Origin of the sequence: Nostoc sp. XA010, from assembly GCF_020829625.1 — a bacterium.
Taxonomy (GTDB): domain Bacteria; phylum Cyanobacteriota; class Cyanobacteriia; order Cyanobacteriales; family Nostocaceae; genus Nostoc.
In genome coordinates, this window is the sequence record NZ_JAIVFX010000023.1 from 39,671 (window position 1) to 53,599 (window position 13,929).

At 40.1% G+C, this 13,929-nt stretch carries 13 protein-coding genes; 10 read left to right on the top strand and 3 right to left on the bottom strand.

Features of this window, described 5'->3' with window-relative positions:
* Positions 1 to 21 precede the first annotated feature (21 nt).
* The 6 genes from LC608_RS25605 (at position 22) to LC608_RS25630 (ending at position 6,026) form a co-directional block, all read left to right on the top strand.
* A complete protein-coding gene (locus LC608_RS25605) occupies positions 22 to 702 on the top strand; it encodes an SDR family oxidoreductase (protein WP_229556257.1) in 681 nt (226 codons plus the stop codon).
* Between the two features lie 235 nt (positions 703 to 937).
* On the top strand, positions 938 to 2,248 hold the full coding sequence (locus tag LC608_RS25610) for a glycosyltransferase (protein WP_229556258.1): 1,311 nt from the start codon (positions 938 to 940) through the stop codon (positions 2,246 to 2,248).
* Between the two features lie 600 nt (positions 2,249 to 2,848).
* Complete coding sequence (locus tag LC608_RS25615) at positions 2,849 to 3,058, top strand: HNH endonuclease (protein WP_267871209.1); 210 nt, start codon at positions 2,849 to 2,851, stop codon at positions 3,056 to 3,058.
* 117 nt (positions 3,059 to 3,175) lie between these two features.
* Entirely contained in the window at positions 3,176 to 3,871 is a 696-nt protein-coding gene (locus tag LC608_RS25620; RefSeq protein ID WP_229556260.1) for a hypothetical protein, read from the top strand.
* Positions 3,868 to 4,626 (top strand): DUF1822 family protein, encoded by a 759-nt coding sequence (locus tag LC608_RS25625; protein WP_229556261.1) that lies wholly within the window; start codon positions 3,868 to 3,870, stop codon positions 4,624 to 4,626. The genes LC608_RS25620 and LC608_RS25625 overlap by 4 nt, the downstream gene beginning before the upstream one ends.
* 50 nt (positions 4,627 to 4,676) lie before the next feature.
* Positions 4,677 to 6,026, top strand: a complete 1,350-nt coding sequence (locus LC608_RS25630; protein ID WP_229556262.1) for a tetratricopeptide repeat protein — start codon at positions 4,677 to 4,679, stop codon at positions 6,024 to 6,026.
* A 150-nt stretch (positions 6,027 to 6,176) separates the two neighbouring features.
* Here LC608_RS25630 and LC608_RS25635 read toward each other — a convergent pair whose 3' ends face one another.
* On the bottom strand, positions 6,177 to 7,664 hold the full coding sequence (locus LC608_RS25635) for an IS1380 family transposase (RefSeq protein WP_229556263.1): 1,488 nt from the start codon (positions 7,662 to 7,664) through the stop codon (positions 6,177 to 6,179).
* 105 nt (positions 7,665 to 7,769) lie between these two features.
* On the opposite strand from LC608_RS25635, the gene LC608_RS25640 reads away from it, so the two are divergent.
* Complete coding sequence (locus tag LC608_RS25640; RefSeq protein WP_229556264.1) at positions 7,770 to 11,363, top strand: CHAT domain-containing tetratricopeptide repeat protein; 3,594 nt, start codon at positions 7,770 to 7,772, stop codon at positions 11,361 to 11,363.
* Between the two features lie 111 nt (positions 11,364 to 11,474).
* Here the strand turns inward: LC608_RS25640 and LC608_RS36970 are convergent, their stop codons facing one another.
* Complete coding sequence (locus LC608_RS36970; RefSeq protein ID WP_267871201.1) at positions 11,475 to 11,609, bottom strand: hypothetical protein; 135 nt, start codon at positions 11,607 to 11,609, stop codon at positions 11,475 to 11,477.
* A gap of 197 nt (positions 11,610 to 11,806) precedes the next feature.
* Here LC608_RS36970 and dinB point away from each other — a divergent pair, with 197 nt between their 5' ends.
* The 3 genes from dinB (at position 11,807) to LC608_RS25655 (ending at position 13,321) form a co-directional block, all read left to right on the top strand.
* Positions 11,807 to 12,367 (top strand): DNA polymerase IV, encoded by a 561-nt coding sequence (dinB, locus tag LC608_RS25645; protein ID WP_229556265.1) that lies wholly within the window; start codon positions 11,807 to 11,809, stop codon positions 12,365 to 12,367.
* Between the two features lie 328 nt (positions 12,368 to 12,695).
* Positions 12,696 to 12,989, top strand: a complete 294-nt coding sequence (locus LC608_RS25650; RefSeq protein ID WP_229556266.1) for a hypothetical protein — start codon at positions 12,696 to 12,698, stop codon at positions 12,987 to 12,989.
* 41 nt (positions 12,990 to 13,030) lie between these two features.
* Positions 13,031 to 13,321, top strand: a complete 291-nt coding sequence (locus tag LC608_RS25655; protein WP_229556267.1) for a hypothetical protein — start codon at positions 13,031 to 13,033, stop codon at positions 13,319 to 13,321.
* A gap of 125 nt (positions 13,322 to 13,446) precedes the next feature.
* Here LC608_RS25655 and LC608_RS25660 read toward each other — a convergent pair whose 3' ends face one another.
* Positions 13,447 to 13,650, bottom strand: coding sequence for a CopG family transcriptional regulator (locus LC608_RS25660; RefSeq protein WP_229556268.1), 204 nt, complete (start codon positions 13,648 to 13,650; stop codon positions 13,447 to 13,449).
* Between the last annotated feature and the right edge of the window lie 279 nt (positions 13,651 to 13,929).

A 13,929-nucleotide genomic window follows, 5' to 3' on the forward strand; every position in this document is an offset into this window, starting at 1 on the left:
ATCTAATAATACCAGAAATATATGAGTAAGCTCATCTTAATTACAGGCATAAGTAAAGGTCTAGGTTATGCGATGACCGAGGGTTTTATTCAACAGGGGCATACTGTTATTGGTTGCGCCCGTTCATCAGATGCAATCGATAAAATACGCCAAAAGTTTAGTGCGCCCAACGATTTCACATCTGTAGACGTGGCAAATGAACACCTTGTAGAAAAATGGGCCCAAGACGTACTTCAAAAATATGCACCGCCAGATATAGTGATAAATAATGCGGCAATTACTAATTACCCCGCACCTTTGTGGGAAATACCATCTGAAGAATTTTCGGATCTTATAGATATCAATATAAAAGGAGTAGCGAATATAATTCGCCATTTCGTACCAGCAATGGTGAAAAATAAACGGGGTATTATTGTTAACTTTAGTTCTGGCTGGGGACGTTCGACTTCAGCCCAAGTTGCACCATACTGCGCTTCCAAGTGGGCAATAGAAGGATTAACTCGTTCTTTGGCACAAGAATTGCCAACTGGTATGGCAGCTATACCCCTCAATCCAGGTATTATTCATACAGATATGCTTTCTATTAGCTTTGGAGAAGAAGCTGCTAATTATACACCCGTGTCCGATTGGGTATTAAAAGCTGTTCCGTTTATTCTCAATTTAAAACCCAAAGATAATGGGATTCCTTTAACCATTTCATAAAATTGGTCATGCGTGAATTGCTTTGACTGTATATTAACCAATGCAACAGCGATGTCTACGACGGGCTGCGCCTACGCAATTGGCTCAATGTGGTTCAGTTAAGAAAGTTTTTCTGTGAAGATAAGGGAACAGTTACGAAAAAGCAGGCTGATTTCAACTGTATTGGTTTATCGCCCAGAGGCACAGTAAATTAGTACAATTTTTGAATACTGGAGTTTTCAGCAGGAAAAAGCATTTGAGCCAAAGTCTACCTATAGCACCAAGCCGGAAACTGAAGATTACGATCCTAACAGTAGGTTCAAGAGGAGACTTGCAACCATACTGTGCTTTGGGTATTGGTTTAAGACGTGCGGGGCATCAGGTAACAGTCGCAACACACGAAAACTTTGCATCTTTTGTGAGGAAATTCGATTTAAAGTTTGCACCGATCGCTGGCAATATGCAAGAGCTTCTGCAATCCAAACAAGGGCAGCGATTGATTGCGGGAGAAAAGTTGAAAAAAGAAGAAGCAGATAAGCTTTTGCTTCAACAGTTGGAATCAGCTTGGGGTGCGTGTGTTGGAAGTGAGATGATTATCTACACGCCGCTAGCCAACTGGGGATATCACATAGCAGAGAAATTAGGCGTACCTTGCTTTTTTGCATCAGTTCTACCGTTGACTCCTACAGGGATGTTTGGGTTTTTGAAATTTGCTCAAATAGCTAAAAACCCCCTAAAGAAATTAATCAACTATAGCAGCTACTTACTAGTAGAGTTTTTGCACTGGCAAAGATATCGTCCACTGCTCAATCACTTCAGAACAGAAACTTTGAAATTGCCGCCTTTACCATATTTGGGCAGACGCTTCAGACAGAAGACTCCGGCGAATGTATCACGAATCCCTGTATTGTATGGATTTAGTTCGCACGTCATCCCAAGACCCCGTGACTGGCCTGCATGGGTGTATGTGACTGGTTTCTGGTTTATTGAGCAAGCCTCCGAATATGAGCCACCTCTGGAACTAGAGGATTTTCTTGGACGAAAGCAATTACCTTTGTGTTTTGGGTTCGGCAGCATGACGATGCCCAATCCAGAATATCTCACACATTACATCGTAGAAGCCTTAAAGAAAACACATCAAGGCGGGATTATATTGTCAGGCTGGGGCGACGTTGGAAGAACAGTGAATATAAAAGATTCGCTCCGAGTGTTTGTGATCAAGGAAGTTCCTCATGATTGGTTGTTTCCCCAAGTGCCAGCAGTAGTACATCACGGAGGAGCTAGTACAACGGCGGCAGTGTTACGTGCAGGGACACCATCAATTACTGTACCCTTCTTTGCAGACCAGCCAGTTTGGGGTGAACAGCTAACTCGGTTGGGAGTCAGCCCGCAACCGATACCGTACCAAAAGGTATCAGAAGAAACTCTAGCGGCAGCGATTGAAGTCGTGCTGCGTGATGAGGGAATGCAAGCTAAAGCTCAGGAGTTGGGTGAGAAAATTCGGGGTGAAGATGGTGTGGCGAATGCTGTCGAAGCATTCCATCGGCATTTGGGTTTGATTGAGTAAGTTGATACAACAATTAAATAATGCATCAATGCAACAAATAATCAGCTAACCAAAGTGATGGCACCTGTGCTTGTGGCTGCCAAACAAACTGTAGATAAATAGTGGCAGTGTAAACATAGAGAATATCAACAAGAACTCACCCAGACAAAGTAAATCACCCATTTCAAATCAATGAAACGCTTATTCTGTATACATTTTTAATTCCGCATTGCGGTACCAGTCCCTTGTCTGAAATCCAGGATCGATAGCTTTTGTTTGTGTAGACGAGCCAGCCAGCGACGTGGGCGAACCCCGCAAAGGGCTAGCTCGACTTGTTCGCGCAGCGTCTCCGATAGGAGAGGCGACTGGCGTGCGGTTCTAACTGCCTTTTTAAGGTTAAGTTGATACCAATGAGTATTGCTGTGTCCCTACGATGTGTTGCATCCAAACGAGAACTGCTATAGTTTCTGCTTTTTGCCACGCAATCAAAAACTCTGCGTCATTTTTTAGTACTGCCCTGTTAAACAAGTGAACACCTTCAAACCTTGATACTCAGGCAGTTAAATTATGGCTAATATGTCTCCAGCCTCTAGGCGTAGCAAGAGACATCAATTATTACAAATGTATGGAAACCGTTGTTGCTGGTGTAGCAAGCAAATGACCAAATCCGAAAGAACTATTGAACACTTAGTTCCCAAGAGTCTGGGCGGCTCTAATAGTCTCTCGAATTTGCGTTTGGCTTGTTTCACTTGCAATAATTCCCGTGGTAACAGTCTATTACCTCCACAAAATAGAAATACTTTTGAACTTACAAATAGAACTTATGAATAGCATTTAGTTGAATTTTTTCAAAAGATGCTTCCGATAAATTCTGGATATCGTTGGTGTAAGCATCTGCCTAAATGAGATAATGTCTATCATCAAAACCACACCTTTGAAAAAAATGGCATGGATGATTTAGATCAACGGTTGAATACCTTAATTACAGAGGTACGTCAACAACCATCTAACAGCATAAAATGGCGATTTGCCATGAATCGGTTACTACTAGAAATTCAGCAACTCCCAGGATTAGCCAAATCTAGTCATCAAAACTACCCAGAAATCCTAAACCGTACTTTAGAGAAGGTTAGCAATAATATTTCTGAATTTCAGCCTTATTCTAACTCGGTTGCCAAAAGTTTGGTGAAATGGGTCAACGCCTACCTTCGCTTGCGAATGAAAGATTTGTATTGTCCTGATAAAAATGCTCCACTCAGTTTAGATGCTCCCATAGCCTCCGACTTTGGGGAAATAACTCTGCTGGATAATCTACCCAATTTTACTTTGAGTGGTTTGGATAGTTTAATTGAAAACTCTCAAAGGAAAACTACGCAACGGATTGGTCTAAATTTGGAGCTTTACATTGAGCAAGATCCCGAAGGTAAGCTCAAAAATAGTTATTCTGGTTCTTCTGTTGGGTGTAATTGTCAATTCCTCAGCCAGAGACGTGTACTCAAAGAACCACCTGACAAAGTTGCAGATATAGCACGAGAGTTGAGCATTCCTTATACAACCGTCAATTCGCATTGGAAGAGAAAATGCGAACCAATACTTCAAAAAATTGCCGAAGATTTGGGATATAAACAGGAGCAATCGTTATGAACAGCGCAACTTCACCCTTGTTAATGGTTCCCATAGATTTAGAAATTCATTCTAGAGCAAGATATTTAGCCGCTCAACAAAGCACAGTAGAAAAAGGTAAGCGAGTTTATTTGAATGCGTTAGCAGTTTACGCAGTTCATAGCTATTTAAAATGGTTGCAAATACCAACAGATTTCAATTCATCAGATTGCTGGAATCCAGTAAAAGCAGCTTTGTCGAATGTAGCTGATTTAGTAATTCCAAATGTGGGAACATTAGAATGCCGTCCAGTTTTACCCCAAGAAACTGTCATTTTATTACCAGATACTATAGAAAATAGGATTGGCTATGTAGCCATACAGTTTCAGGAAAGCCTAGATTCAGTGCAGCTATTGGGATTTGCACCAGCCGTTGATGAAGTGAATCCGCCTGCACAGCTAGCAGTGTCAGAACTCCAGCCGATTGAGTCTTTCCTTGAGCAAATTACTCGTCTTGAAGTTGCGATCGCTTTTCTGCAAACTGATGACTCGGTGGCAGTACAAGTACGGTCTGTATTAGACAACAAACCTTTATCAGAGATTGTGGCACAGTTTGAGCTTCTTTACCGAACTGGCGATGAATTTGAGTGGCGCTACGCCGGAGGGGAAATATTAGCGGTCGATACTCGCGCTGTTGGTGCTACTCGTGAAGCAATTCAGCAAGATGATAGCGAATTACAAGATTTGGCCGAAATGCTATTGGAGAAGTTAGCAGAAATTTGGGGAGATGTTACGTAGTTTGACCGGTTGGGAATGATGTATATAACTACCCAAAACATCCAATTGTCATGGCTAAAGGATTCGGTTATCAAAAATCACCAGATTTTACTCAACGCCAAAAAGCTTATTTCAAGCTGATTAAACAGCTACTCAACTGTCCTAGTGGCAGGGAAATGAAGATTCTCAGGAAACACGCACACTTGGTTGATGCTGGGTTTGTAGAAACTTTGGAAATGGTAGCTCAAATCCGGTTTAACCAAGGAGATATTCGTTCTGCTTACTTTTTGAGAAATTTAGCTCATTGGCTAGTTGAAGAACTGGAATTATATAGAGATGAGCCTTCAGCAACAGATAATCTTATCAGACCTCCGGCTTTTTTAGGTGAAATATTGTGGGAGATCGCACAAAATAAAGGCAACCCACAAGCCGTTTACCCTCTACTTAAAGCTAACTTAGATAAACTCAATGATGATTTTCTTGAACAGTTTAATTACTGGATAAACTTTAGCCTACTCAACAACGACTCAATAACAGAACAAGTAATATTAGTAGGACTGTGTATTGTTGATTTCTGCACCTTGCTTGGGCAGTTTCCTTTAGGTAACAGGGCAATTAACCTAGAAATTGTAATTACAGGCTTAGAAGCTGCTACTAAAATTTTTCCTCGTGAGATAGTCCCAGAAATTTGGGCTGATATCCAATTAAATTTAGCACCGGCTTACCGCCATCGAATTCGAGGACATCGCGCCGATAACCAAGAAAAGGCAATTGCTGTTTGTAATAATGCCCTACTGATTTACACCCGCGACGATTTTTCCGAAAAGTGGGCGACGATTCAAAATAATCTCGGACTTCTTTATACAGACAGGATTACAGGACACAAAGCTGAAAATATCGAAAAGTCAATTTCTTGCTATGAAACTGCTTTAAAAATTGTTAACCGCGCTCAACTTCCTGAACTTTGGGGTACTCTTCAAAATAATTTGGGGAATGCATACCTTTGTAGAATTCAAGGTGATAAGGCACAAAATTTAGAAAAGGCGATCGCTTGTTATCAAGTCGCGCTACAAGTACGTACCCGTTCGGCATCGCCCTATTATTGGGCTAGTAGCCAATTTACCCTTGGTACTGCCTACACTCAAAGGATTATAGGCAATAAACAAAAGAATCTAGAAAAGGCGATTTCAGCATATATTAACGCTTTAGAAGTTTATAGCATTTCTGATTATCCTGAACGATGGGCAAGAGCAAAAAGCAATCTGGGAAATGCCTATTATGAAGCTAGTCAAATTACTGAGGCGCTTGACCGAAATTTCTCACAAACAATAAAAAATCAATTCACATCGCTTGATGTAAGACATTTTTTGATACATCATCAATTGAAATTTATGATGGTAAACAAAGTAAGTACAAAATAACAATTATCAAGCTAAAACAGTTACCAAAATTTTTGCTTGTACTGAGATTGAAACACTCTGTTCATAAAATTAAGCATCCAAAACAAGGCTTGAATCAAACCAAGCCAAAAATATTATTAGAGAGAATGTGAAATGCTGCTTGACTTGAAATTAAGCGGTATTCGAGAGCATTTTTAAGCATCTGTAAGCAGCAGCAAAGATATGTTTTACAGGACTTGAGCTAGTAATCGCAATTAAAGTTCGCCGTGAGCTTATAGTAATTAAGGCTCCTAACTTCAATAATTTTGTCCGAATAGTCCCAACTTGAGAATTTTTTAATTCGGTTTTGGCTAAACATTGTGACCGCAATGCATTCATCAAAACATAAGCAAGAGAAGAGAACCATAAACGTAGTTGATTTCCCGCAAATGTATGAGTACTAGTTCTATCACTAAAAAGTTTTAGCTGTTGTTCCTTAAAGCGATTTTCCATCTCCCCTCGCTTACAATATTTTTGTCTGTATAGTTGACCAGGGGGTACTTTATTGGTAGGAAGACTTGTAACAACAAAACGAATATTATTTCCCTTTATTCCATATTCAACCTTACAAACAACACGACGACTACGACTCCAAGATTCACGAGTCTGATAGTCTAACGACTTGTGCCAAATTGAGTTATCAATCAGGTCACAAGCAAGTTCGGAAATTTGTTCATTTGGTTTAAATACAGCTTCTAAGAATGAAGCTACTGTTGATAACTTCTGCTCAAACTCAAGCTTTGCTCTATTTTGAGTCGCCGTAGCCATTTGAATTAAACGGCTGTTTCGCGCCAATCCAAAAACGTAGTCAACTCCAGGGAGCGACTCACACCATGTCATGATATCGTCTCTGGAATAGGCACTATCTCCTCGTACTAAAATCTCAACATTCTGCCAATGTTGACGTATTTGTTTAATGACTCTCTGCAACTCTTCTAACGCCCCAAACGCTGGATCTACATTAGAAGGACGAAGTTTGGCTGCTAATAAGTGTTTACCACAAAAAATATAAAGTGGAGCATAGCAATATCCTCCATAATAGGTATTGAAGAAAACTTGCTCCTGATTGCCGTGTACTAAATCATCAGTTACATCTAAGTCCAAAATAATTTTTCGTGGTTCTTTTGAGTAAGATTTTAGAAATATATTTACAAATAGGCTTTCAATTTCTTCTGAAGAATGTCCAATTTTATGATAACGACTGTCAGATCCTTGTTCTACATCTTCGGGACAATGTTCCAGCCTATTTAATGTACTCTTCCCTGCTAATGTTGCAGGCTTATCTTGTACTCCAATTCTTTTTCCTAATGATAGAGTAAACATCGGATCATGACGTAATTCTTCATGGTCATTTAAATCTTCGTATCCCATGACCAACCCGTAGATTCTTTGTTTAATTAAGTCTTCTATTGAATGGTCAATTCTATTTTGCTGGCGGTAATCTTGGAAACATAGTGCAAACTGTGATGTGATTTTTAGTTTTCTATCTATTTCAGCAATTAGGCTTAAACCTGCATCAGATGTTACTTGCCCACCCTGGAAATTAACTACGATTGGAGGTGACTTTGGCTGTTCAAATCTGAACTGTTTTTGTATACGATCTGTCAAAGCTGGGGTCATGCTTTATAACTGCTGAAATGCTTGCTATATATACATTTTCGCAGCTTTTGATCCCTTTTTTTCAGATTTTGTGAGAAATCCGCGCTTGACTGTCTTCGTGCTGCTTTGCAAGTCTTCACTCCCACCGATTTTCCTAGAGATTGCATAGAAACTGGATTAAGTTTAGGTAAAACAGCCTTGGCTGCTGGCATGAAAGCAGAAGCTTTTGAAGGTTATGCTGTTGCCATTGAAGCTGTTGAACAAAGCCGTCATTGGGCTGGGGCTGTTGTCCAGAAGCAACAGATTCCTGAAGAGATATTTGCCTACACAAATATGGTGGTCTTTTGCATCACCAATGGGGAACGGGATAAAGCCAGGGAATATGCAGAACGTTCTGGTTCTCAAAAGATTTTAAATCTCTTAGATAGTGATGAATTTCAACAAATTTACTCAAATTCCCAATTCCTCGGACAGGTATTACAAGTAACTGCTGAAAGCAATGGAGAATCGCAAGCTGTATATCAAATACTAGAAAATAACCTGAAGAAATTAGATGAACAATTTGTTCAAGACTTACAAAAGCTTGAGGATGTTTTCGGACACATACCATCAGGGCAATCTCTTCAAATTGCTACAACTATTTTAAGTTTTAGTAATCTGATTCGGGGGTTTCCACAAGGCGATAAAGCAATTAACTTAAGAATTGCTGCCACAGGTTATGAGGTAGCCGCTACTATTTATACCAAAAAAGATTTCCATGAACAATGGGAAAACATTCAAGATGCGATCTGCGAACTATTGTATATTCAGCTATTTGAAGGAATATTAGAAAAACAAGAAAACTTTCAAGAATTATACCCCTTACTAGAAGCAAACAAACACAAACTCGATGAACGTTTTGCTAATGTATTGCGATTAAAGACAGAAGCTATGTTATCTGAAGTAGCACCAGAGTATGCAAAAGATATTGCTGCCAGTCTTATAGGTTTAAGCCTTCTAATTAAAGAATTTCGACACGGTAATCAAGCCAATAACTTAGAGATTGCCATTACAGGGTATGAAATTGCTTCTAAAATTTTGACTGGCAAAGCTTTAAGAGAAGCATGGGGGATGTGTCAATTCTGGTTGGGCAATGTTTACCACCGTCGAATAAAAGGTGAGCAAGCAGAAAACCTGGAGAAATCCCTTTCTTACTTACACAATGCTTTACAATTCTGTAACCGTGAAAAGTTTCCTGAAGAATGGGCAGAAATTCATAGTAATTTGGTCATTGCTTATGGCTATCGGATTCGTGGCGATCAAGTAGAGAATGCAGAACTAGCGATTAAGGCTGGTGAAGCTGCGATGCAGGTTTTCACTCGCGATCAATCTCCTGAAGGATGGGGAAAAATCCAAAATAATCTAGGTATTGTTTACCGCGATCGCATTCTCGGTGACAAAGCTGAGAATTTAGAAAAAGCGATCGCTTGTTATCAAAATGCTCTTTCCATTCGTACTCGTGAAGACTTCCCAGAACTTTGGGCGCAAACTCAAATGAATCTGGCATCTGCCTATCGTCACAGACTCAGAGGTGATGCAGCAGAAAATGTGGAAATAGCGATCGCTGCTAATCAATCTGCTTTACAAGTCTACACAAAAGAAGCCTTCCGCCAAGGTTGGGCAGAAGTACACATGAATTTGGCTAATGCCTATCTTCACCGAATTCATGGGGATAGGAGCGAAAATTTAGAAAAGGCGATCGCTGCTCATAAAGGAGCTTTACAAGTTTTAACGAAAGAAGAATATCCTCGACAGTGGGCTATGACTCATCTGAATCTAGGAAATGTCTTCTTACAACAACAGCAGATAGAAGCAGCAATTACCTCTTATCGTTCATGTTTAAAGGTATTCACTCCCACAGCTTTTCCCGCAGATTGCCTAAAAGCAGGACAAATGCTGGGAAACACAGCTTTTAACATTGGTGATTGGGCTGAAGCGATTAGGGGCTATAGTGTGGCAATTGAAGCTGTAGAAACCAGTCGCACTTGGGCAAGTTCAGAATCACGTCGTCAAGAAATCTTAGCTGATTCTCTCCATGTTTATGAAAATATGGTGCAAGCTTGTATTAATAATAAACAACTGAATAAAGCTATTGAATATGTCGAACGTTCTCGCTCAAAACGACTCGTAGATTTAATGGCAAGTAATGACCTTTATTCAGATGGGGAAATTCCTACCGAAATTCAACAGTATTTACAAGATTTTGAAGCTATACAACGGCAAATTGATAATGAACTAAGACACCATTATAATAGCAGTAACTTGGATGGTAATAACCTCGGTAAAAGCCCACATAGTCGGGCTGCTATCGAATCTTATAACGAAACTATTGCAGATTTAGAAGCTGAAAAACAGCAAATTTGGGAACAAATGCGTCGCCTAGATCCTGTTCTGGCTGGTCAAATTCAAGTAAGCCCCATGAATTTGTCATCGATACAGCAGCTAATTAAACTACCTACAACAGCTATCCTGAGCTTTTATACTACCTCGAATGATACCCATATTTTTATCATCCGGCAGAATCAAATTAATTTGCACACTTGTACTGGATTGGGACTTAAAACTTTAAACAAATCGATTTTAACCCCCTGGTTACAGCAATATATTAATAACAAGGATACTTGGAAAGAGCAATTTAGTTTTTTAATAGCAGAACTAGCTGAAGTCTTAAAGTTAAATGATTTAATTGCACAACATCTAAAAAATATTGATGAATTGATTCTTGTTCCTCATCTAGCATTACATCAAATTCCTTTTGCTGCTTTACCAATAGCAGAAAGTCAATATCTGGGAGATAAATTTTTAATTCGTTACGTTCCTAGCTGCCAAATTTTAGAATTTTGTCACAACCGTCCCTCAGTCAGTAGTCTTATGAACTACGGTATTGTTGAAGATGCTACTGAAGATTTACCCTACGCTAGTTGGGAAGGAGGACAACTAGCAAATTTGTATGATATTCCTGATAATCAACGTTTAAAAGGTAGTCAAGAAGCTAGTGTCAGCAACTATCGTCAACTGATACAAAAAGTCCAAGTAATTCATTCTAGTCATCATGCGCGATCGCGTCTTGATAATCCTTTAGAATCGGCATTAAGTTTAGCAGATGGACAGATTACTTTAGGTCAATTATTAACTCCAGGTTGGCGCACTCCTCAGTTAGAAGATGTATTTCTCTCTTGCTGCGAAACCGGTTTAGGTGTGGCTGAAATAACCGACGATATTCTCACTCTTTCAATAGGTTTTCTTTGTGCTGGCGCGAGAAGTGTTATCAGTACACTCTGGGCAGTAGATGACTTGGCAACAGCACTCTTTTCAGTATTTTACTATCAATCCCGACATCAGGGAAACAAACGACTGCAATCAATTAGACAAGCTCAATTTGAACTGCATACCCTTACAGGTGAAACTCTTACCACCATTTACAAATCTAAGTTAAGTTCTTTTTTGACGCAGAAAGGTAAGGAAACCTACACGCTGCGTAAAAAAACTCAAGAAGAACGGGATATTCATCCACAAGATTCTCAAATGTATCAGCAACGCAATGAAGAATATAAAAAGTATGCCCAAATCGGAAACCGGATTTATCAAGCAAAAAAAGATTTGGAATCTTTTTGTGGAGAGTCTAAACCTTTCTCTCACCCTTATTATTGGGCAGCTTTCACCTGTTCCGGGTTAAATTGATAACTGCTGTATCTTATCAGTGACTAAGTTTTCACCCTGCTTTTCTAGATTGAATTTATCCAGATAATCAGCGTGATACTTCGACCCCATTGAAATGAGTCCAGCTTCTAGCTAGATGACAGTGCCATCTTCGAGTTCCATACCATTCATGTGATGGTCTTCATCCAAGAATTGCTTAATCGGCATTTCGACAACTTGATAGCCATGCTTATGTAATTTCTGCCGTATACTCCTCGCTAACTTCAAAAAATCTTTGGGTGAACAACGTGATGTGTTGAAGGGGCGATGATGGGATGCCGCACCGACTGGTCACATAGCCAGGTGGGAAGTAATGCAGATATGGTATTGGGAACAAGTAGTGCTAATGTACTACAAAACTGGTAATATAGTATTTTATTAAGCACCGGTTAGCTTAACTTCCTAATGCTTCACTCTGCTTGCAAGTGAGAAAAATAATTCACGTTGATATGGATGCCTTCTACGCATCGGTAGAACAGAGGGACAACCCTAGCTACCGAGGCAAACCGTTAGTCGTCGGTGGCAGTCCCAATCAACGAGGCGTAGTTGCAGCAGCCAGTTATGAAACTCGTAAGTTTGGGATTTATTCTGCGATGCCGTCAGTAACAGCAATTGCAAAATGCCCCGGACTGATATTTGTCAGACCAAGATTCGACGTTTACCGAGAGATTTCTGCTGCAATCCACGCTATCTTTAAACGCTACAGTGATTTAGTGGAAGGAGTTGCACTAGACGAAGCATATTTGGACGTTACTGAGAACAAGCAGAATATCACCTACGCTTCTACTATTGCAAGACATATCAAAACTGCAATTTTCCAGGAAACTCAGCTGACGGCAACTGCGGGTGTGTCAATTAACAAGTTCCTAGCAAAAATGGCATCAGGACAGAATAAGCCGAATGGACTAACGGTGATTTTACCGGAAGATGCGATGTCTACGACAAGCCGCAAGCGTCTACGCCTTTGTAGAACAGCTAGCGATTGAGAAGTTTCACGGGATTAAAAAGGTGACTGTGGCTAAAATGCACTCGCTCGGCATTCACACTGGGGCTGATTTGAAAGAGCGTATTCTTGAGGTGTCGTGACTTGGGGACTGTTATCTGTCATCATTTTGATAACCTCCAAGTGCGTTTGGGGCTACTGCCCCTTTGGGGTGGTAAACGATCGCGAGTCTGACTGAATGACACTAAAAGCTTAAGGCGCGGTTAGCTATTCCCCCGCGCAAAGTCACCGTGGACTTTGGTTTATAGCCTGAATGTCACGGCAAAAGAGGCTGATTTTATTATATCAAGAGGGCAAGAGGTGATCGTACTATGAAAGAAGCGTCAATTTGGCTAGTGTTGGGGACGGTCGCCGCTTGTGCGATCGCATATTTCAGCACTGAAGCATATCAAAATTATTTGGAAACTGAGGCGATAAGTCAAAGGAAGCGAAAATGTGAGCAAATTTCACCATCTTGGAAACGAGAGGTGGAAGCAGTAACACAGAAATATGGAAAAAATATACCTCCGAATGAAGTAGAGCGCATTTCTAACTTACTTAAATCGAATGTATCTCATTATCAAATGCTGGATTGCGCCAAAATAGCCCCAAATTCGCTTCCTTAAATATTATATGTGCGTGGCTCAAGTCAGTTGGTGCAGAAACCTTGTTTGCACAGGACTTAAGTGATATCAGCCAGATGTTGCAAGAACTCGAACAGATTGCCCAAATCGTCGAGCAACGGTTAGACCAGCACGAAACACGAGGACACACATTAACCCTAAAAGTCAAGTTTTCTGACTATCATCAGATAACCCGCAGTAGGACAATGCTTGCTCCCATCAGTGAACTATCTACGATTTTTGAGATAGCCAAAGCGCTGTTTGAGTCGATTGATTTGGAGAATCGCAGCATTAGGTTGCTGGGCATTTCCTTACAGCACTTACGGCAGCTATGAGGTACATCCCCAAATCTGAAAGCTTTGATATGAGAGGGCAAAGAGAAAAACTGTATTGCATAATAGCCGGAAGCGCTGTATCTAATTTGGATAACACTAAACAAACCCAGGTGATTCAATTGCCACTATTTCAGAATGGGAACATCATATTTTAGGGTAGGTGTAGTCTGTTCAGACGCTGAGAACTCGGTTATTGTGAGAGAGCGTATCAACTCCCGAATCACATCAGTTGCAGGTCTACCTGTACTTGCACAATATTTTTCAAGTTTTTCGCTTTCAGTTGATGCAAGATTTATTGTGATTCGTTTGATAGCCCATTTTTTGTTCATGACTTGCTCTATTGCTCAAATTTAATGAATTATCTAGACTTTAAATGCCTTGTGCAATACTTAACAAATATATAGATGTTAACCACAGCATACTTGCCGTAAAACCATTTTTAGCACATCCCTCCCCAGAGTATTTACTTGTAGCCCAAAACTTCACTGATAAATCATTTATATGAACTTTAGAACATTTGAAGGGAGCTTGTATCTTTTGTAAATATTGTTAAGCAAAGCGCAATTGGAGTGAGCCTTGCAAGAAGTGTATAATCAGCAAGTATTGCC